Source organism: Chitinophaga sp. S165 (assembly GCF_003182155.1).
Lineage (GTDB): Bacteria > Bacteroidota > Bacteroidia > Chitinophagales > Chitinophagaceae > Chitinophaga.
The window spans coordinates 175,937-196,905 of record NZ_QGTG01000007.1 but is presented as its reverse complement, the minus strand read 5'-3'; the positions used below and the strand labels follow the sequence as shown (position 1 = coordinate 196,905).

Sequence of the window (20,969 nt, the reverse complement as noted above, 5' to 3'; positions counted from 1 at the left end):
TTCCGGGATAGCATTTGACCTATATCCTACTGGCCTACTACGCCGTAGGATATAGATCAGATCAAATTGATATGGGAACTGCAGCCTGCGTTACTCTATCCCCAGTTCCTTCTGGATCTCTTCCAGTGACCGGCCTTTGGTTTCCGGCATCACCTTCCAGATGAACAGCAACTGCAACAACATCATACCGCTATAGAACACAAAGGAATAATAGCCGCCCATCTCACTGCCCGACACAATGATCGGGAAAGTCCAGGAAATAATGGCCGCCATGATCCAATGGGTGAAACTACCCAGCGCTCCGCCCTGCGATCTTACAGAATTAGGGAAGATCTCGGAAATAAATACCCAGATCACAGCTCCCTGGGAGAAAGCAAAGAAGGCTATATACCCGATCAGGTAGATCAGCACATTACCGCCAAGATGAGCAGGATCTCTGAAGGCGTAAGCAGTCAGGCCCAGGAACAGGATCATCCCCAGGGAACCGATCAGCAATAAGGTCTTCCGGCCAAATTTATCAATAACCGTCATCGCCAGTAGGGTGAACACCAGATTGGCCGCGCCGATATAAACCGGCTGCAGGTAGGCGTCCTCCTTGCTGAATCCCGCCATTTCGAATATACGGGGCGCATAATACAGAATGGCATTAATACCAGACAGCTGATTGAACATCGCCAGCAATACAGCATAAAGGATCGGTTTAGCATACCGGGCCTGAAAGAGGTTCTCCTGGTGTGTTTTAACCGATTCCCGGATAGCCGTTATAGCCCCGGGGATATCCACTTCCTGTAAACGCTGCATAATAGGCACCGCTTCGGCCTCCCGGTTATTAAGTATGAGCCAGCGTGGACTTTCAGGAATAATTCTCAGTAATATCCAGAACAAACCCGCCGGCACGACCATAATACCCAACATCCAGCGCCAGGCTTCATCTCCCATACCTACAAACAGGAAGTTTGTCAGGTAAGCAACACATATCCCGCCTACGATATTCAGCTGGAAAGATCCTGCCAACCGGCCGCGCAACTGTGCCGGAGAGATCTCTGAAATATACATAGGCCCTACTACCGAAGAGGCACCAACGGCAATACCCGACATAAAACGGAACAATATGAACAATAACCACGCAGATACGGAGGCGCAACCAATGGCCGAAAGGACGTACAGGATCGCAATGGCCTGCAACACTTTCTTACGGCCATAGATACGTGCAGGAACACCCACTACCAGAGAACCAAGTACAGTTCCCAATAAACTGGAAGCCACCGTAAACCCAAGCCAGAAAGGGCTGAGCTCCCATAGCTTCATGAGCGTCTTTTCAGCGCCGGATATAACAATTGTTTCAAAACCAAACAGGAAACCGCCTAATGCGGCTATCAGAGCAATTCTAACAGGATAAGAAAACATGAGTGAAATTTATTGTGATTGTTTGTGGAGCCTCGGTTGATCATAACGTTTTACTAAAAGGGAAAAAAGTAAACATAAAAAACGGTAAAAACAAACCTCCCGTATTTGAAATTCATACAGGTGTTACAGGGGTTAACATTCACAGCTCCTGATACAAAAAAAGCTGTCCGCCCTGTTTTGTAACAGCGCGTAACAGCTTTTGTACACAATCAAATGATCGTTATTTTGATAACTCGTCGAATTCTTCGTCGGTCAGCTCTATCTCAGCGGCTGCCAGGTTCTCTTCCAGATGTTTTACAGAACTGGTACCTGGTATCAGCAGAATATTGTCTGCCCGTTTCAGCAACCATGCCAGTGCGATCTGCGCAGTAGTTGCATTATATTTTGCTGCGATCTTACTGATCTTATCGGCCAGTGCGTCCGGACCTGAAGCCAGCGGGAACCACGGAATAAATGCGAGGCCGCGTTTAGCGGTATAATCAACAATTTCCTCCCATTGACGGTTACCCAGATTGTAGAGGTTTTGCACAGATACAACAGGCAATATCTTTTCAACCTGTTCGATCTGTTCAATAGTAACTTCCGATAAACCTACATACCTGATCTTTCCTGCTTTTACAGCTTCCACTACAGGCACCAATGTTTCTTCTACCGGTACATTAGGATCAATGCGGTGCAGTTGCCAGAGGTCGATAGTATCTACCTTTAAGCGTTTCAAACTACCCTCTATGTTTTCACGAATGAAAGCCGGTGTACCATTAGGCGTCCATTGATTAGGTCCGGTACGGCCAAATCCTCCTTTGGTTGCAATTATCAGGTCTTCTTTGTAAGGATAGAGTGCATCTGCGATCAATGATTCATTAAACTTTGGCCCATATGCTTCTGCAGTATCGATGAAATTTACACCACCGGCTACAGCAGCCTGCAGTACTTTCTTCGCATTCTCACGATCAGCTACTTCTCCCCATACGCCTGTTCCTGTCAATTGCATTCCACCGTAACCAAGACGGTTGATCTCAAGCTGGCCCCCTAAACTGAAGGTCAGGTTCTTTGTGCTTGTTGCCATTTTATATGTTTTAATAATCAATCCTGAAATGTAATATGATAGTACTGTTACGTTATTCTGTTTACAGGTACGCTATCTGCATCAATAAACATACCTGCCCATATTATGGTTGAGCGCATCAGTGAACTATCTTCTTAAATAGCTGATATATCAAAAACCAGTTTTTTATCAAACTGACTGATCATTCATTTTGTTCAGTTTGACTACACAAAGATGAGATGTTTAGAAAAAACGGAGATTAGCAAAAACAAATGTTTTCTTATGAATTTCAAAGATGAAGGGTAGTTCCAATAATCGCTGAAAATAATATAATTGGTTATATAGTTGCTCACCCCACACAGTCTGCCATATGTGAAAAGGTGAGCAACTTTTTTTAAATAAAGTATCATCAACATCGTATCATCACATCGCTGTAAACACATACGTCTTCCCCTTCTCCGTCGCCACATCATACAAACGAGTCTCAGCAAATTCCAGCAGCTTCACATCCTTACTATGTATCAATGCTTCAGCCACAGGCGTTACCTGGTAAAAAGGGTTACTATTCTCCCCACTCGCTTTCTTCAATTCCTGCGTTGCCTTTAACGGCTGATTACTTCTGATACGGCAATTGCCTCCCAATGTAGATCTAATCACCAGCTTAGTAATTTTCCCGTCCTGCCATACCAGATCGTCCACCACAAATCCACCTCTGGCACGCAAGCCTTTTATACTCCCGCTCTTCCATTGCGATGGAAGCGCAGGCAATACATAGATGGCTCCATCATGGCTCTGCATCAGCATTTCCGTAATACCGGAAGTACATCCGAAGTTACCATCTATCTGGAATGGTGCATGTGCGTCAAAGAGGTTCGTATAAGTACCGCCTCCATGTTTACCCACAGGGTTCAATTGATTTGTGATCAGCTTCATAGCATGTTCTCCATTTCTCAATCTGGCCCACCAGTTCACTTTCCACCCCATACTCCATCCGGTAGATACATCACCACGTTGTATCAACGTTGTATTGGCGGCACTGGCAAGTAAGGGCGTACGGTCGGGCGATATCTGAGCAGAAGGATACAGGCCATATAAATGTGAAATATGACGATGCTCATCCTTCGGATTATCTATATCGTCGATCCACTCCTGCAATTGTCCGTACTGACCGATCTGCATGGGCGGCAGGCGCTTGCGCACAGTGCGGAAAGTATCTGCCAACTTAGCATCTCTACCCAGGATATCAGCCGCATTAATAGCAGCGCTTAATGCATCAAAAACGATCTGGTTATCCATCGTACAACCGGCATCGAAATAAACGCCCGGCCTGGAAGCAGGCGAGTTCTCCGGAGAATTACCCGGATTCACTACCAGATATTTCCTTTTAGGATCTTCTACCAGATCATCTACAAAGAACAACGCTGCACCTTTAATAGCCGGATATACATCCGCCAGATAACGTTTATCCCCGTTGTAGAGATAACGCTCCCACAGGTGCTGTGCCAGCCAGGCGCCTCCCATACTCCAGATGCCCCAGTAGATCTTATCTACCGGGCCGGTTATACGCCAGAGGTCCGTATTATGATGCGCTACCCATCCCCTGGCGCCATAAAGCGTACGTGCAGTGCCCTGGCCCGTTACAGAGAGTTCTTTGACCATCTGTATCAGCGGCTCATGCATTTCCGGCAAATTGTCTTTTTCTGCCGGCCAGTAGTTCATTTCAGTATTGATGTTGATAGTGTATTTGCTATCCCATGGTGGTCTCATCTCTCCATTCCAGAGTCCCTGTAGTGTGGCTGGTTGTCCGCCAGGCTGAGAACAGGAGATCAGCAGGTAACGGCCGAACTGAAAATAAAGCGATACGAACTGCGGATCATATGCCTTTGAGAAATTGGCCAGCCTTACATCTGTAGGCTCTTTCGATGCATCTGAAGTACCCAGGTCGATCTTCACACGATCAAAGTACCGTTGGTAAGCAAGCGTATGCGATTTCACCAAAGCAGCATAAGGTTGTTTTACCGCAATATTCAATGCGTCAGTTGCACGCTTCACGGCATCAGCACTAAGGTCTTTATAATTCACATAGTTGGTAGCCATGGAAATAAAGATCAGCGCGTCATTGGCGCCCTTCACCGTAATAAGTGTATCGCCTGTAACAACACTGCCTCCTGAAGCAATCACCCTTGCAATACCGCTGAACTGCACCTTTCCTTCCACCCCCTCATGACTGCCGGTTGTTCCATTAACAGTAAGATCTTTTCCTGCTGCTTTTAAGGCCGCATTTTTCTGCGGCGTGGTCAGATAAGCAGAAAAGTCCAGCGCACCGGGTTTACTGCTACTAAGCCGTACTATAATTGCCTGTGCAGGCACTGAGGCAAATACCTCACGGGTATATTGTACACCATTTACAGTGTAGGTTGTCTTTGCAATCGCCTTTTTTATATCCAGTTCCCGGTAGTAATGCTGATACTGATCATGTCCGGGAAATGCCAGGTGTAAACTACCTACAGGCTGGTACATTTGTCCATGGGAAGTTTTACTCTGGATCTTTTCCACTGCCAGCTCCTGTGCTTCCTTATACTTGCCGTCAAAGATCAGCTGCCTGATATTCGGCAAGGCTGCCAATGCATCAGGATTGTCATTACGGTTTGGACTACCGGTCCATACCGTACCTTCATTCAGCTGAATGATCTCCTCGGCCGGATTACCGAATACCATTCCTCCCAAACGTCCGTTCCCTACAGGGAGCGCCGCAGTCCAAACATCGCCGGCTGGTTGCCGGTACCATAACTTCAATTCTTGCTGGGCAAATGAAAACAGTGGTAAGATGCCGCCTAATAAAAGCAGGGCTGTTTTTTTCATAACTGGATAAGTGTTAACCTATAAAAGATCAGCCATGCCTGTTTACAGTTCATGGCCGGGAATATTGTACAGGAAAGCAAAATACAAACGATGATCTACGAATGCAAACCGCCTGTAAATAATAATTGTAGTTTTAACACATAAATGCCGGTATACAGGGATCAACTAACGGGGAAACAAAATTTTAATCAGCATGGCATCAGTCAGTAATGATATACTTTAATGTGTTTCATCGATCAGCATCACATCCCAGGGCTGCAATGTTTTACTGATCAGCAGTACGCCTGTATTACTGGACAATACCTGTTCTTCCCTCACTGCCATTGCCATCTTCTGCATCATCTTCAACGGATCTCCTGTCAATGATTCCGGATTCCCCGCGTCCTTCCATGCATTGAGCGCATTACCGTTTTCCTTATCGAGGATCTCCACATTAAACGTTGCGTCCTTATTCGTATTCATCAGCTTAAATGTAAAGTCGCGCGGCTCTCCTGATTTAAGTGTATTAGCCACCACATCATCTGCGCCAGAAGGCGGCGAGGTCTTTAATCCCGCCGGATAGTTATACACAAGTGCAGTCAGCTTTTGTGTACTCTTATGCCGCGTTACTACAATACCGTCCTTATTGTAAAGCAGTTCATCACCCAGTGCATGTAACATGCGGTAAGCATGAAACGATGGCTTGGGAATACTCTGATAATTCAACAATCCATATCCGCCTGTAAATGCTTGTCCGCCGGAACCTTGCTCCCCACTGTCTGTAAACGACCAATACGAAAGCGAGTCTGCCAATCCGATGCTATCCACATTGGCCTTAACAATATAAGCTGCCGTTGGCAATGCATCGTGCATCGCATCCCTGCCGGAAGAACTGGTCCCCCATTCTGTAAGATGGATCTCTGCCTTTGGAAAGGCACTTTTATCCACGACAGCCCTTAACCACTGCAGGTCTTTTAATGTTGCATCAACACCGCGGCTGCGGCCTTTGGTGCCATTGTAAGGGAAGTCGGTAGGATATGGATGGGTAGATATAAAATCGACCGGCGCCTGTTCCCGTTTGCAGTATTCCAGGAAATCTTCTATCCACACTCCTTTCCATTTCAGGCTATCCAGGTCTTCCGTACTGGCTGTCAGTACTTTTGATTTATCTTCTGCTTCTCCATCAAAGCGTCCGTCGCCGACGAAATTGCCAGTGGCCGGGCCTCCTACTTTCAGTTGCGGCGATACAGCCTTCAGCGCCTGTGCAGTAGCCTTATACATGGCGAAGTACTGACTCTTGCTGCCATCCCACATACCTTTCTGATTAGGTTCATTCCATACTTCAAAATACCAGGTACTCACTTCGTTCTGACCGAACTTTTCTATACAGTGTTTTGCAAAATTGGTGATGAGTTGTGACCATTTCGAAAAATCCGCCGGAGGCGATACATTCGCTTTCCACCAGAAGGCCGTGCTTGCGCCACCAGCCATTTCCCTCGGAAAGAAACTCAGCTCTACAAAAGGTTTCATCCCGCTTTTCAGTATCCTGTTGATCAGATCATCTACCCGCAGCCAATTATAAACACCGCCCTGGTAAACGGACATATCATCATGAAAGATGCCATGAAAGCGACAATATTCAAAGCCACAATGCTTCTTTGTGAATTGCAGTTGTTCCAGCCAGGGAGATCCGGGGCGGAATACTTCGCCGGCCCTGCCGGCGCCAACACATTTGCTCCAGAAATGAGAAAAGGTACGCCCCTGAATTTTGGTGTCAATAAGTAAAGGAGGCTGTTCTTCCCAGAATGATCGGCCAGATACAATGCCTGGCAACAATGCGCTACCCGCAGCGGTAACAATTGCCTGCTTTAGAAAATTACGTCTTTCCATGAGGTAAGGGTTAGTTAAATATGCGGCTGCCCCCTGGTTTTTCATAGCGCACGACGCTGCTCACAAGTAATACAGATCCGGGGATACAAGCCTCTTTTGATTGATAAAATTGCTATTGTGTAATCATAACTATTAATATACAATGTACGGTATTTTATGAAATACGCAACTCGTTTACGCAATCCATTGACTACAATACACATATGTACAATTTACTCTATGTTTACGATATATGCAAGGAAAGACGAAAGGATATTTTCAAAACATAACTGGTACAGCATGAATAACTTGGCTTACGTCCGTTCTGATCGCAGGATCATTTTCCAGAATAGTACATAACTCTGTATCAGATAATATTGACAATGAAACAAATAGCTCATCTTCATGCACCAGCTGCCCCCTTTGCAGGACCTTGCCCCGTTGCCCCAGCTCATCATAGAATTCCTTTTGTGCCGCCAGGCAGGCCGCCCTGTTTTCACTTGCCCAGTTTTTCCCTTTCTTAAAGAAAAGTAATACCCCATGTGGCTGTCCGTAGTTCATAAATAACTTTATTTTTGTACGAAGTTCCGGATCAAGCCTGTTTTCCTGCTAACGCAAACGGGACTATTATAGCCGCAAAAAGTGCCAAACCATTTTTTCTTATGAACTTAATGCCATCACCACATCCTACCTTCAAACTGGAAGAGACCGAACGTTTCTACTCCAAAGCTGAAACCGACGGCCCGGAAATCCGCCGCAGCGAGATCCTGATGGATAATGCCAAAATGATGTGGTACTCTTATTCGGTCGATAAAGAATATCATTTTCCCATGCAACTCGAACAGGAACGGGTGGAAATGCACTTTAAACTGAATGGCAGGTCTGGTGTAACCTACGAAGGAGAATACCTCGTGATGCATAGCAACGAACAAAGCCTTTTTTATCAACATAACCTGGAGGGAGAATATATCCTGTTTCCCGGCGAAGAAAGTTCCCTCTTCGAAATAGAGTTACCGCGCCCGGTATTTGAATCGCTCGTTACGGAGGATTGTTCCTTTCTGATGGACTTCTCCCACCAATTGCAAACGCCCCGCCATCACCACTGGCCGGGACATAGTATGGAGATCACACCACAGATGCACATGATCATCGCGGATATGCGTAACACCTCCTACACCGGACATATGAAACGGCTGTTCCTCGAGGCTAAAATGATCGAACTATTCCTCTTGCAGGTAACAGGATTTGACCAATATATACCTCATGCAGACGCATTTCGTCCCTCCGATGTAGAACGCCTGCACGCAGCCAGGCAATACCTGGAGCTGCACTTTATGGATGACTGTTCCATATTTTCCCTGGCCACCCATGTGGGTATCAATCAGAAAAAGCTAAAACAGGGGTTCAAGGCATTATTCGGCTATACCGTTTTCGGCTATCTCACCCATATAAGAATGGAGAAAGCAAAACAATTGCTGCTCGACGAAAAGAAGACCGTAGGAGAAGTGGCGGAATTAGTTGGTTATCAATACCCGCAACATTTTGCAGCTGCTTTTAAAAAGAAGTATAATATCTCCCCTGGTAAATTAAAACAATAAAGTATCTTTGATCAGTACAGATCACCTACCCAGTAGATGCATTTTGGACTAAACAATCACCATATCAAGTCCACATCAAGTCCAGCTCAAGTCCACATCAAAAGCATGGTTAAAGCATGGTAAAGCCATGTCTGATGCGTATTTACGTCATCCATCTACCTGGTAAGCGGCATTATGTCCACCTCTGATATTATTTTAACTAAAACACCCTGGTCGAACAGGCGTCGAACAAGCATCGAATAAGCGCCGGCAAAGCATAGAACAACCACTGAAGTCAATTCAGTATAAACACTACCATACCTGCCAGGGAACATGTCTCAGGAAGGCCGGTCCTTTGTACTTCTGATCAGACCTATGCCCGCAAAGAAGAAGATAGCCCCCAGGATGGAATAAATGATAATCCCTTTAATGCTCCGGGTAGCCCCTGTACTGTTCATAAAGTTCATAGCGCCCATTATCAGGCCGGCAATACCCAGGAAGGTAAGTATGATCCCAATGATCCGCTTTTCCATAGCAAGTTTTACAATAGGAGATACAAATTACATGCCCCTCCCTGCCAAATAGACGCCTGCCTCTCCTATGGTGTAATTTTTGTGCAGAACCCGGCATGAAGATCTTCTGGAATTACATGCGCCCCCATCGCTGGATGATTGCCCTATCCCTCCTACTCGCCGGTATCGGACAGGTGGCTATGATGACCGACCCCGTGATCTTCGGGAAGATCATCGACAATTATGCCCTGCATCCCGGCAACAGGACCGAAAGTGAACTGGCAAGAGGTGTGCTGCTCTGGCTGGCCCTGGCAATAGCGGTAGCTATGGTAGCCCGCCTATCCAAAGCTCTCCAGGACTTTATCATGCGGCTCATCGTACAACGGTTCGGCATGCAGGTATTCAATGATGGACTTAAACAGACCCTCCGTCTCTCCTTCCAGGAGTTTGAGGAACAGCGAAGCGGTGAAACAGTCGCCCTGCTTCAGAAAGTCCGCAACGATACCGAACGTTTCATCAATGCATCTATCAACATACTCTTCTCTTCCCTTGTAGGTATAGGATTCCTGATCTGGTATGCCATTACCAAACACTGGGCCCTGGTCCCTATTTTTTTTATCGGGGTGGTTGTGTTAGGCGCCCTAACCGGATTGCTCAGCCGGAAAATAAAAAAGATCCAGCGGGCCATTAATAAGGAAACATTGAAGATGTCGGGTACTATCACCGAATCTCTCCGCAATATTGAACTGGTTAAAAGCCTCGGGCTCACCTTTCCAGAGATCCGGCGCTTACGCACCTTCACCAAAACCATCTACGACCTGGAGATAACGAAAGTAAAACGGGTCAGGACATTGTCTTTCATACAAGGCACCACCCTGAACCTGTTAAGACAATCCATACTCTTTATCCTTCTATGGCTCATCTTCCGTAAGGTGCTTAGCCCGGGGGAACTGATCGCCATGCAGTTCATTTCCACCATTATCTTCGGGCCTTTGCAGGAACTGGGAAGTATCATCCTGGCGTACAGGGAAGCTGAAAGCTCGTTGCAATTATTTGACCAGCTGATGCACAAACCGGTAGAAGAAAGACCTGCCAGCCCGGTAGAACTGGGACCGCTGGAAACGATCCGCTTCTCAGAGATCGTATTCCGCCATCAGACAGCTACAACGAATGCCATGGATGGTATCAGTTTCGATGCAACATTGGGAGATACTATTGCCTTTGTCGGCCCCTCCGGTTCGGGTAAATCCACCCTCGTGAAATTGCTGCTGGGCCTTTATCAACCAGTATCGGGAGAGATCCTTTTCAACGACATTCCTTCCGGCGATATCCGTTATAACCAGATGCGCAGACAGATCGGTTTCGTATCGCAGGATACCCAGTTATTTGCCGGCACCATCAAAGACAATCTGCTGTTCGTAAAACCAGACGCCACCGATGAAGAAATGATCGCCGCGCTCCACAAAGCCTCCTGCGCGCAGCTGCTGGCCCGTTCTTCACACGGACTGAATACGAAACTCGGAGAAGGAGGACTGAAACTTTCCGGTGGAGAGAAACAACGCATTTCCATTGCCCGTGCACTGATCCGCAATCCGAGACTGCTCATTTTTGACGAGGCGACTTCTGCGCTTGACTCATTAACAGAGGAGGCCATCACTGATACGGTGCGTAACATCTCCGCCAGGAGAGAGCAACTTAATATACTCATCGCACACAGGTTGTCCACCATTATGCACGCAGATACCATTTATGTGCTGGAAAAAGGCAGGATCGTGGAAACAGGGACACATCAGGAGCTATTGGAACAAAAGGGGCTTTATTACGCCATGTGGCGCCAGCAGATCGGCGAACGCCGCAGCCCATCACCTTCGGGCCCTGAAGATCTTAGCCAGATGGGAACGTCGTTACCAGATGTTACACCACTCCCTGTTCCGGAACAGGAGTAAGATCAGCGTACCCTGCGGGGCATGGTTTTTGGGCCACTGTTGCGTACATAAACCTACCCAAATCATTGTTTTATGGAACCAATGAAGCAGATCACCCTTAATATACCCCCTACCACCAAACCCCGCGTTGTTATCGTAGGCGCAGGGTTCGGCGGATTGAACGCAGCGCAGAAACTGCCTGATGATAAGTTTCAGATCGTCCTCTTCGACAAACACAATTATCACACCTTTCAGCCGCTGCTTTACCAGGTAGCTTCAGCCGCCCTGCAACCAGACGCCATTGCAGGCCCGCTGCGCAACCTGTTCCATGGAACAAAAGATTTTCACTTCCGGATGTTGCGGGTACTTTCCGTAGATCCCGACACTAATACCATCAATACATCCGCAGGCCCGCTGCAATATGATTATCTGATTATCTCCAGCGGCGCCAAAACAAACTATTTCGGTAACGAGAATATGCAACGGCATGCATTACCGTTGAAGACTATACCCGATGCCCTGAACATGCGTAGTCACCTCATGCAGATCTTTGAATGGGCCAGTCTCAATGCTAATCCATCTCTCGACGATCATATGCTCAACGTAGTACTGATCGGCGCCGGCCCTACAGGTGTTGAAATGGCAGGCGCATTCTCAGAACTCAGAAAAAATGTACTGCCTAAAGATTATCCACGGCTTGACTTTAAGAAAATGAAGATCTACCTGCTGGAAGGACTGGACAGGGTACTCCCGCCGATGCACCCCAAATCAAGCGCCCGCGCACAACGCGACCTTGAAAAGATGGGCGTGATCGTTAAACTGAGCACAATGGTAGAAGACTATGACGGAGAAACCGTGAGGCTGAAAAGTGGCGAGGAAATAAAATCCTATTTCGTGATCTGGAGCGCGGGTGTAACCGGTGAAGTGTTAGCCGGTATCCCAAAAGAATGGACAGAGCGGGGCCGTATATTGACAGATCCTAACTGCCGTGCCATCGGCAGCAAAAATATCTTTGCCATCGGCGATATTGCCCTGATGAAACTGGAAGATTATCCGAAAGGTCATCCCGGCGTAGCGCAGCCAGCTATTCAGATGGGAAAGTATGTAGCTAAAAACCTCTTTGCACTGCACAGGAACGAAACAGTAAAACCGTTTAAATACTTTGACAAAGGCTCGCTCGCAACCATAGGCAGAGGAAAGGCTGTAGCCGATCTTCCGGGAGATATCCACCTCGGCGGACGACTGGCCTGGTATATCTGGTTGTTCGTGCACGTAAACTTCCTCGTGAGCTTCCGCAACAAGCTGCTCGTGATGACCAACTGGATCTGGAACCTGTTCACCTTCGATAAAGGCAACCGTCTCATCATCCGCCCATACATCCGTAAAGGAGATGAAAGGGCCAAAGCCGTCTTTGCTGAAAATCAGGTCGGTAGCTAACAACTGCCTTTTCTGGCAGTCCTTTTTCGTACCTTTGTGCCTGCTTTGGATACAAGAAATTACATAACATTATCGCAATTAGCGGCCAGCATACAAGGTACTATCAGGAACGCTTTTTCGGGTCAGAGCTACTGGTTGGTGGCCGATATCACCAGCCACTCGTTCTATCCCGCCAAAGGATATCACTACTTCGACCTTGTTGAAAAAGATGGCCGCACCCACCAGCTCACCGCAAAGATCTCTGCCAATGCCTGGGGCAATGGCAGTACCCGCATCAAAGAGTTTGAAAATGTGACCGGTCAGCGCTTCGGTAACGACATGCACGTACTGATCAGGGTGGGCGTGGAATACCATCCTGTATACGGATTAAAACTCTCACTCCTGGATATTGATACCAGCTTCACCATCGGATTACTGGAACAACAGAAACAGGCTACACTGCAACGGCTTCTGACCGAGTGTAGTGATATTGTGCGTAAAACCCCGGAAGGATATATTACACGCAATAAACAGCTAACGCTGAATCCTGTCATACAACGCATCGCTGTTGTTTCCTCTGCTTCTTCCGCCGGTTACCAGGACTTCATGCATACGCTTCAATCAAACGCGTACGGATATATTTTCTATATAGAAAATTACTTCACCGCTGTGCAGGGTGAAGCCAATGCTACGCAGTTATGTATGCAACTGGAAGCGATCATTGATTCCGGAAAACAATTCGACACGGTGGTCATCATTCGTGGCGGAGGTGCACAAACAGATCTGCTGTTGTTCGATCAGTTCCCGCTGGGGAAAGCTGTTGCAAGTTTCCCTGTGCCTGTCATCACAGGCATCGGCCATCATAAGAACGAGACGATTACAGACATGTTGGCGCATACAGCAACGAAAACACCCACACGTGCCGCGGAACTCATCATCGCGCACAACCGCAGCTTTGAAGAGGCATTGCTCTTGCAGCAGCAACATATCATTATCCGCATGCAACAGATGCTGGCAGGCAAACAACAACAGTTATCTGCTTTACATGCGGGTATTGTGAACAGGTCCCGCGATCTGCTTACAAGCCATAAGGAAGGACTGGCACGCAACCGGCAGGCCATCCCGCAAAGCGCACGGCATATGCTCTTAAGACAGCGTTCTGCTATGGCACAACTGTCAGGACAACTGCTCGCAAAACCCGGTCAGGTCACCGCCAGCCGCTTACAGGAGCTGTCACATATCCGTAAAGACATCCAGGTATATGCCCGGAAACTTCTGCAGCAACAGCAGCAAAAACTACTGCATCATGAAACGGTCGTGCGTATCATGAGCCCCGCTTCACTATTGCAGAAAGGTTTTGCCATGGTGCAGCATAAAGGGCAGATCATTACCAGCGCTGCACAACTCTCCCCCGGAGATGAGATCACCGTCCAGATGGCCGATGCCGGTGTACACGCTACAATCACTTCAAAAACAACAAACGATGGATACGAGCCTAACATATGAAGCAGCTTATAAAGAACTGCAACAAATAGCAAGAGAGATTGAAACAGAGTCCGTTTCTGTTGACATACTGGCCGCAAGAGTGAAACGTGCGTCTGAGCTGATCACCTTCTGTCAGACCCGTTTACGGGCTACGGAAGCCGAAGTGGAGAACATTATTCAGCAAATGGAAGACAAACCGCTTTAAGCTTTTTAAGCTGCAGCGTTGTGCTATATCATTACAACGCTGCAGCAAACCTCCATCCCTCCCTTATTTCCCCAATTCCCTGCCATTTTAAGCCAGCTTAAAGGTTTTAATATTCTGATTAAAAACCGGTTAAAATCAATGTGTAACGCGCCGGGAGCCGCTACTGTTACTGACCTTTGTCCTGAATTCATCAGTGGACAAACAGTATCTCATGAAACGAGCGATCGTCCTGGCTGTAGCAATACTTGCATTATCCTGTATCAGGAACCTTGCTACCGCCCAAACCAGCTACTCATTACCGGCCGCCCTGGATACCGCCAGGATCAACAGTCCTGTACTGAAGGCCAGACATATGAACATCGGCGCCGCACAGGCAGATGTCATCACCGCAAAGCTGCGGCCTAATCCCATCCTGAACAACCAGACAGTGCAACTGGTCAGTTCAGATCATTTTGCACCCGATACAAGGTGGTCTTCCAATCAGAACAGGCAGGTATGGTATCAGGTAACAAAGCCCATACAATGGCCTAATCAGCGCAAATACAAAATTGAAACAGCCGATAAAGATGTAGCAGTAGCCAACGATACTTACGAGGAAGATGTACGCAACCTCTCTCTCAATGTAGGCAACAGCTGGATCAATTGCTGGGTATTGAAGAAACGCCTTACCCTGCTCAATAGCAGCAGAAGTAATCTCGATACGCTGGTGCGTATCAATGAGCTTCGTTACAAAGACCAGGTCATCACACAAACAGACCTGATCCGTACGAAAGTGTTGCTGGACCAATATAATCTGCAACTGAATAAATTCAATCAGGATTACCAGAACGAACTGCAAACACTACAACTGCTTACAGGCAACACATCAGCTATGGACATCGATACTTCCAGTGAGATACTTACCCTCACACCGACCGTAACGCTGGACAGCCTCATTACACAAACCATGGAGAACCGCTCAGATGTAGTATTGGCTAAAAGCACGATCGATGAGCGGAACAGCAACGTAAAATATCAGCAGGCACTCGCCGTACCACAACCTGAACTGGGCATGATATATAATCCACAGAACTCCGTGCCTTATATCGGTTTCTATGGTACCATAGACCTGCCTTTCTTTAACAGGAACCAGGGTGAGATCAAAAAAGCACATATCCTTCAGCAACAGGCGCAGCAGGAATTATCTTCCACACAACGGCAGGTGCAAACAGAAGTTGTAACTGCATACAACACTTACCAGCTCCAGAAAAAGAACATGGAGAAATACAGCGGCATCCTGCAACAGTCACAACAGATCCTGGATAACATCAAGTATGCCTACCTGCGGGGCGGTACTACTATCATTGACTTCCTCGATGCACAACGTAACTGGTATGACACGCGCCTGCTTTATTATGATTCACTACAGGCATATTATCAGAGTTATTTACAACTATTATTCGCTACCGGCCTTATAAACCAATTATAACTATGCAACGCATTACCGGATATTTCTTAATCGCCGCTCTCCTGCTTGCAGGATGTAAACACAAAACACAGGACGTAGTTGTTGCAGACGATCCATCTCCTGTTATCAGCAACAACGGACAACAGATATCGTTCCCCGACACGGCGTCTTCTAACTTCTTTTCGGTAGAACCCGTGGGCGATTCTACACTGAGCGGTATCTTGCACGCACCGGGTAAAGTAGCGGCGATAGTATTACGTTCTGATGAAGGCGGACAGAACATCGTACTGTTTGACAATCCCGACCTGACAAGCGACTATTCACAACTCATCCAGCACAGGATCAACATCAATCATATCCGGGATGTAAACATCACACAAAGGAAAACAGAACTTGACCGCACACAGGACCTCTTCGATCATGGCGCTGCCAGTGGAAAAGATATCCTTGAAGCAAAATCAGAACTATCTGTTGAACAAACCAATCTCGCCAACGAGAAAACACAATTAATAGAACACGAATCAGGATTGAAGGCTGCAGGCTTTGATCCGGAAGCCTTACGCGTTGCAGCTCCGGGATCTGTATATATCATCTGCGACGTTCCGGAAAATCAGCTGAACAATATAAAGAAAGGCGCGACCTGCAACATCGTACTGTCTTCATTCCCCGACAATACTTACAGCGGCAAAGTAGAAGATGTAGCCGATGTGATAGACGATGTTACCCGCATGATCAAGCTGCGCATCCGCCTCACCACACCAGATACTGACATCCGTGCCGGTATGTTTGCCACTGTTACTTTCCAGATACAGGGAGAAAGTAATGGCATCAACATCAGCAGGGACGCCTTGGTGACTGCCGACGGACAGAGCTACGTATTTGTAAGAACAGCACGCAACACTTTTACGAGAAGAGAAATACGCACGGGACAACAGATCGGCGACCGCATTGCAGTGTACAGCGGTTTGAAGAACGGTGAGAACGTAGCAGTAAAAGGCGTTATGCAACTGAAAGGACTGAGTTTCGGATATTAACAATAATCCAGCATTTGATTGAAACATACTAACAATGATTCGCAATCTCTTAATATTCTCGCTTAAAAACAGATGGGTGATCATCCTGATAGGGCTTGGTATGATGGGCATCGGTTACTGGTGCTTCACCCAACTGAAAATAGAAGCGTATCCTGATATTGCCGATACGAATGTGATCATCGTTGCACAATATCCCGGCCGTGCAGCAGAAGAAGTAGAACAACAGGTCACCATTCCGATAGAAAGAGCTTTACAGAATACGCCCAATGTACTGGACCGCAGAAGCCGTACCATCTTCGGATTGAGTGTAGTACAGCTGACCTTTACCGATGGTACGGATGACTACTTTGCACGGCAGCAGGTCAATGAAAGACTGGCTACGGCAGAACTGCCGGATGGTGTAGCACCCGAATTGGCGCCGCTGACTACTGCCGTGGGCGAGATCCTGCGCTATGTGGTTGAAGCACCGCCTACCTTCACACCTACCGAAATACGCGATCTGCAGGACTGGGTCATCAAACCTGCACTCTTACAGGTGCCTGGCATTGCCGATATTACCACATTTGGCGGTCCGCTCAAGCAGTTCCATATTCTTACCGCACCCGATAAACTGCGTAAGTTTGATCTTACCTTACAGGATGTTATAGATGCTGTACAAAAGAACAACCAGAACACAGGTGGTAATGTCATTAACCGTGGTGAACAAGGCTTTGCAGTACGTGGACTGGGAGCAGTAAAAACAGAAGACGACATCCGCAATATTGTACTGAAAGCTGCTAACGGAATGCCTGTTTATCTCAGGGATGTAGCCACTGTAGAAGTGGCGCCACCGCCACCAAGTGGTGTGATGGGTTATACTATAAATGCTACCAAAACAAATGTGAGCAATGGCGTGGAAGGGATCGTGCTGCTGCGCAGATATGAGAATCCCAGTGAAGTATTAAAACTACTGAAAGACCGCATACAGGACCTGGAACAGAATGAACTGCCCAAAGGCGTACACCTGCACACATTGTATGACCGCAGTTTCCTGATAGACCATTCCCTGGAAACAGTAGGGCATACCTTACTCGAAGGCGTATCTATCGTAGTGATCATCCTCATCTTTTTCCTGGGTAGTTTACGCAGCGCCCTGGTAGTAGCGCTCACCATTCCGTTCTCATTATTGTTCGCATTTATACTGATGCGCCTAACCGGCATACCGGCTAATTTATTGTCGCTCGGCGCCATTGACTTCGGGATCATTGTGGACGGCGCCTGTGTGATGGCAGAGCATCTTATACGGGCATACAGAACGGCCTCGCCGGAAGAAAAAAAGAAAGGCATTATTGCACTGACGCTGCGTGCATCGCAGGAAGTGGGCCGTGAGATCTTCTTCTCTGTGACCATCATCATCCTGGCATATATGCCTATCCTGCTCATGACGCGTGTGGAAGGAAAGCTGTTCTCTCCTATGGCGCTGACACTGGCATTCGCGGTGATCGGCTCTATGCTGGCAGCGCTCACACTGATACCGGTACTGATCTCTTTCGCCTTTAAGAAGGCCTTCGATAATACGGACAAGCCGATGAAAGAGCATCGGAACATCGCGCTCGACTTCCTCTCCAATCAGTACTCACGTGTACTTGCCCGGGTTATGAAACGGCCTAAAGCTACTGTCATAGGCGGCTTCTCTATCGTGATGCTGCTGGTATTACTGGGTGGCAGCCTGGGCTCTGAGTTCCTGCCTGAACTGGATGAAGGTTCTATCTTCCTTCGGGGCAACTTCCCGGCGGGTATCACAATCCAGGAGAATGCGAAGTACTCACCGAAGATCAGGGAAGTGATCGCCAAATATCCACAGATATCTTTTGTGATCACTCAGGCCGGCCGTAATGATGACGGTACCGACCCATTCCCATCCAATCGTAACGAGATACTGGTAGGGCTTAAAGACTATAAACTGTGGAGTGATACTATTTCTAAAAAGGAACTGGTGACCAACATAAGGCATGATCTTGAGAAAGCCATGCCGGCGGTACAATTCTCTTCCGGGCAACCTATTATTGACCAGGTGATGGAGATCGTGACCGGTAGTGCAGCAGATCTGGCAATTTCCATTGTAGGCGACGACCTCACCATGATGCGCGCCAAAGCCGATACGATTGCCAATCTTGTAAGACATACGAAAGGATCTGAGTCTGTCAATATCGAACAGGAAGGCCCGTCAGAACAGATAGCCATCAATATAAACAGGGAGAATGCCGCCCGCTTTGGCATCAATGTAGGCGATATACAGAGCATGATAGAAGCTGCAATAGGCGGTAAGGCCATTTCTACCCTCTACGATGGCACCAAACGTTATGACATGGTGATCCGCTACCTGCCTGGTGAACGCAGCACTATTGAGTCTGTAAAAAACCTGCAGGTACCTTCCGCCACAGGTGCGCTCATTCCAATGAGCCAGCTGGCAGACATCTCTTATGTCCAGGGTCAAACGAACATCTACCGCTACAACAGCAAACGTATGGTGACAGTGCGTACCAATATCCGTGGCTGTGACCAGGGAGGTTTTGTGAATGAGATCCGCAGGAAGATCAATACGCAGCTGCATGTGCCTAAAGGTTACAGCATTATTTACGGCGGGCAATACGAGAACCTGCAGCGTGCCGGCAAACAGTTGTCCATTACTATTCCGCTTACTATTATCATGGTATTCCTCGTGTTGTTCATATTATTCCGCAACATGCCGCAGACGTTTGTGACGGTCAGCTGTATCTTCTTTGCACTGGCAGGTGGTATTGTGGCGCTGTTCATCCGTGGGTACCATTTCAATGTATCGGCAGGTGTGGGTTTTGTGAGCATCTTCGGGATCTCGGTAATGGCGGGCGTATTGCTGGTATCGGCCTTTAACCGGCTGCGGATAAGGCCTGATCAGACATTGTTACAAAGTGTTTTAACGGGATCAAGGGAACAACTAAGCGCACTACTATCCATCCTGATCGTTGCCATTGCGGGCCTGATACCGGCTGCAACATCTTCCGGTATAGGCTCCGATGTGCAACGGCCTTTAGCAACGGTCATCATCGGCGGATTGACTAGTACATTGGTCTTCGCCCCTTTATTGATACCTCCCCTGTACTGGTGGATAGAAAGGAACAGAACGGCTAAAAAAGTGGTAAAAGAAGAAGAACTGGCATAAGTGGTCAGCATTATAAGGACAGGGGTTATAAAAAAGGGCTGCCGATCTACAGATCGTGCAGCCCTTTCTTTTATCTTTAAAAACAGCTATCGGAAGATGATTGGTCCTGCTGTCAGGACCTTTTCTCCTTACCGGGAAGTTTATTCGGTAATGATCTCACATTTCACCTTTGCGCCGGATTCCACTTTCTTGGCAATATCAGCACCACCTTCTTTAACGATGCATACGGAGAAGTTCTCATCTTCTACTTTCGCCACGGCAATCTTACCTAAAGTCTTCTTTCTGTGCATTTTCTTGCCATCTACGGTCAGATCGGTTATTTCATATACCCTGAACTCATCGTGTTCTTTCACTCCGGCTAAACTGCCCGCAACGAGCAATACGCGGATCGCGTCGCCACTGCTGCTTTTTTCCTCTATCTGCGCAATAGAAACCGCACTTTTCAGGTTATCGCGTACGAATTTGTCGATCTCAGGCTCCAGTCCTTTCAGGGCGTCTTCGAAAGCGGTCTTTCCCCTGCCGGCACCGGTAAATCTGTTAGACGCGATCTCTTCACCGCTGGTCACATCAACAACGGCAAGGTCAAACAGCAGATCAGATACATTGGTATTGGTGATCCCTAACGGGAGATTGGACGGTTTTGTTTCTACGTTGGCTTTCAATACATTACCGGTTATGATATACTGAGCGCCTAAGGATTTTGCCTGTGCCAGGGCCCCTGCATCGGGATTAGCCTGTCCTACTCCTGTCTTGATCTGCTCCAGCTTGTTCTTCTCCATCAAAGAAAACCCTCTCAGTCTCAGGGTAGCATCGTATACTGCGTCCTCAATGGCCGATACATGTTCAGTACCACCAGCACTTTTAAAAGGTGCTACACCGATCAGGTTCTTGTTTTGAGCAAAAGCAGATGAGAAAGCAACAATGCCGCATAAAACGGATAATACTCTTTTTGTCATGGCTAGGTATTAGTTTGAAATAGCCGTCAAATTTAATGACTATTCCTTTATATATACTTTTTATTAATA

The 20,969-nt window shown here is 47.4% G+C and carries 15 protein-coding genes; 8 read left to right on the top strand and 7 right to left on the bottom strand.

Features of this window, described 5'->3' with window-relative positions; translation table 11 throughout:
• Positions 1 to 90: 90 nt before the first annotated feature.
• From C7475_RS23995 to C7475_RS23975, 5 genes are all read right to left on the bottom strand, one after another.
• Positions 91 to 1,407: a sugar porter family MFS transporter gene (locus C7475_RS23995; protein ID WP_110055949.1), complete on the bottom strand. Its 1,317-nt coding sequence runs from the start codon at positions 1,405 to 1,407 to the stop codon at positions 91 to 93.
• Positions 1,408 to 1,627: 220 nt separating this feature from the next.
• Positions 1,628 to 2,473, bottom strand: a complete 846-nt coding sequence (locus C7475_RS23990; RefSeq protein WP_110055948.1) for an aldo/keto reductase — start codon at positions 2,471 to 2,473, stop codon at positions 1,628 to 1,630.
• Between the two features lie 402 nt (positions 2,474 to 2,875).
• Complete coding sequence (locus C7475_RS23985; RefSeq protein ID WP_110055947.1) at positions 2,876 to 5,314, bottom strand: glycoside hydrolase N-terminal domain-containing protein; 2,439 nt, start codon at positions 5,312 to 5,314, stop codon at positions 2,876 to 2,878.
• A 219-nt stretch (positions 5,315 to 5,533) separates the two neighbouring features.
• Positions 5,534 to 7,183 (bottom strand): glycoside hydrolase, encoded by a 1,650-nt coding sequence (locus C7475_RS23980; RefSeq protein ID WP_158286601.1) that lies wholly within the window; start codon positions 7,181 to 7,183, stop codon positions 5,534 to 5,536.
• Positions 7,184 to 7,441: 258 nt separating this feature from the next.
• Complete coding sequence (locus C7475_RS23975) at positions 7,442 to 7,723, bottom strand: hypothetical protein (protein ID WP_110055945.1); 282 nt, start codon at positions 7,721 to 7,723, stop codon at positions 7,442 to 7,444.
• Between the two features lie 101 nt (positions 7,724 to 7,824).
• On the opposite strand from C7475_RS23975, the gene C7475_RS23970 reads away from it, so the two are divergent.
• The gene (locus C7475_RS23970) at positions 7,825 to 8,760 is read left to right on the top strand and encodes an AraC family transcriptional regulator (protein WP_110055944.1); all 936 of its coding nucleotides are present in this window, start codon (positions 7,825 to 7,827) and stop codon (positions 8,758 to 8,760) included.
• A 317-nt stretch (positions 8,761 to 9,077) separates the two neighbouring features.
• On the opposite strand, the gene C7475_RS23965 is transcribed toward C7475_RS23970, so the two are convergent.
• Complete coding sequence (locus tag C7475_RS23965; protein ID WP_110055943.1) at positions 9,078 to 9,272, bottom strand: hypothetical protein; 195 nt, start codon at positions 9,270 to 9,272, stop codon at positions 9,078 to 9,080.
• Positions 9,273 to 9,367: 95 nt separating this feature from the next.
• On the opposite strand from C7475_RS23965, the gene C7475_RS23960 reads away from it, so the two are divergent.
• The 7 genes from C7475_RS23960 to C7475_RS23930 all read left to right on the top strand — a co-directional run bounded on the left by C7475_RS23960 (position 9,368) and on the right by C7475_RS23930 (position 19,944).
• Positions 9,368 to 11,197, top strand: coding sequence for an ABC transporter ATP-binding protein (locus C7475_RS23960; protein ID WP_110055942.1), 1,830 nt, complete (start codon positions 9,368 to 9,370; stop codon positions 11,195 to 11,197).
• A gap of 72 nt (positions 11,198 to 11,269) precedes the next feature.
• On the top strand, positions 11,270 to 12,613 hold the full coding sequence (locus C7475_RS23955; RefSeq protein WP_110055941.1) for an NAD(P)/FAD-dependent oxidoreductase: 1,344 nt from the start codon (positions 11,270 to 11,272) through the stop codon (positions 12,611 to 12,613).
• 45 nt (positions 12,614 to 12,658) lie between these two features.
• Positions 12,659 to 14,098, top strand: coding sequence for an exodeoxyribonuclease VII large subunit (gene xseA / locus C7475_RS23950; RefSeq protein ID WP_110056139.1), 1,440 nt, complete (start codon positions 12,659 to 12,661; stop codon positions 14,096 to 14,098).
• Positions 14,076 to 14,282 carry an exodeoxyribonuclease VII small subunit gene (gene xseB / locus C7475_RS23945; protein WP_110055940.1) on the top strand — a complete coding sequence of 69 codons (207 nt, stop codon included), beginning with the start codon at positions 14,076 to 14,078 and terminating at the stop codon, positions 14,280 to 14,282. Before xseA ends, xseB begins: the two co-directional genes overlap by 23 nt.
• Before the next feature lie 211 nt (positions 14,283 to 14,493).
• A complete protein-coding gene (locus C7475_RS23940; protein WP_110055939.1) occupies positions 14,494 to 15,750 on the top strand; it encodes a TolC family protein in 1,257 nt (418 codons plus the stop codon).
• 2 nt (positions 15,751 to 15,752) lie between these two features.
• Positions 15,753 to 16,763 carry an efflux RND transporter periplasmic adaptor subunit gene (locus tag C7475_RS23935; RefSeq protein WP_110055938.1) on the top strand — a complete coding sequence of 337 codons (1,011 nt, stop codon included), beginning with the start codon at positions 15,753 to 15,755 and terminating at the stop codon, positions 16,761 to 16,763.
• Between the two features lie 34 nt (positions 16,764 to 16,797).
• Positions 16,798 to 19,944, top strand: coding sequence for an efflux RND transporter permease subunit (locus tag C7475_RS23930; protein ID WP_110055937.1), 3,147 nt, complete (start codon positions 16,798 to 16,800; stop codon positions 19,942 to 19,944).
• A 140-nt stretch (positions 19,945 to 20,084) separates the two neighbouring features.
• Here C7475_RS23930 and C7475_RS23925 read toward each other — a convergent pair whose 3' ends face one another.
• Positions 20,085 to 20,900, bottom strand: coding sequence for a hypothetical protein (locus C7475_RS23925; RefSeq protein WP_110055936.1), 816 nt, complete (start codon positions 20,898 to 20,900; stop codon positions 20,085 to 20,087).
• Positions 20,901 to 20,969: the final 69 nt, after the last annotated feature.

What these genes read in the sequence shown, in the direction of transcription:
- xseB (WP_110055940.1), top strand. Translation starts at nt 14,076, where the DNA reads ATGGATACGAGCCTAACATATGAAGCAGCTTATAAAGAACTGCAACAA.
- C7475_RS23930 (WP_110055937.1), top strand. Translation starts at nt 16,798, where the DNA reads ATGATTCGCAATCTCTTAATATTCTCGCTTAAAAACAGATGGGTGATC.
- C7475_RS23985 (WP_110055947.1), bottom strand. Translation starts at nt 5,314, where the DNA reads ATGAAAAAAACAGCCCTGCTTTTATTAGGCGGCATCTTACCACTGTTT.
- C7475_RS23935 (WP_110055938.1), top strand. Translation starts at nt 15,753, where the DNA reads ATGCAACGCATTACCGGATATTTCTTAATCGCCGCTCTCCTGCTTGCA.
- C7475_RS23965 (WP_110055943.1), bottom strand. Translation starts at nt 9,272, where the DNA reads ATGGAAAAGCGGATCATTGGGATCATACTTACCTTCCTGGGTATTGCC.
- C7475_RS23980 (WP_158286601.1), bottom strand. Translation starts at nt 7,183, where the DNA reads ATGGAAAGACGTAATTTTCTAAAGCAGGCAATTGTTACCGCTGCGGGT.
- C7475_RS23925 (WP_110055936.1), bottom strand. Translation starts at nt 20,900, where the DNA reads ATGACAAAAAGAGTATTATCCGTTTTATGCGGCATTGTTGCTTTCTCA.
- C7475_RS23995 (WP_110055949.1), bottom strand. Translation starts at nt 1,407, where the DNA reads ATGTTTTCTTATCCTGTTAGAATTGCTCTGATAGCCGCATTAGGCGGT.
- C7475_RS23955 (WP_110055941.1), top strand. Translation starts at nt 11,270, where the DNA reads ATGGAACCAATGAAGCAGATCACCCTTAATATACCCCCTACCACCAAA.
- C7475_RS23975 (WP_110055945.1), bottom strand. Translation starts at nt 7,723, where the DNA reads ATGAACTACGGACAGCCACATGGGGTATTACTTTTCTTTAAGAAAGGG.
- C7475_RS23990 (WP_110055948.1), bottom strand. Translation starts at nt 2,473, where the DNA reads ATGGCAACAAGCACAAAGAACCTGACCTTCAGTTTAGGGGGCCAGCTT.
- C7475_RS23960 (WP_110055942.1), top strand. Translation starts at nt 9,368, where the DNA reads ATGAAGATCTTCTGGAATTACATGCGCCCCCATCGCTGGATGATTGCC.
- C7475_RS23940 (WP_110055939.1), top strand. Translation starts at nt 14,494, where the DNA reads ATGAAACGAGCGATCGTCCTGGCTGTAGCAATACTTGCATTATCCTGT.
- C7475_RS23970 (WP_110055944.1), top strand. Translation starts at nt 7,825, where the DNA reads ATGAACTTAATGCCATCACCACATCCTACCTTCAAACTGGAAGAGACC.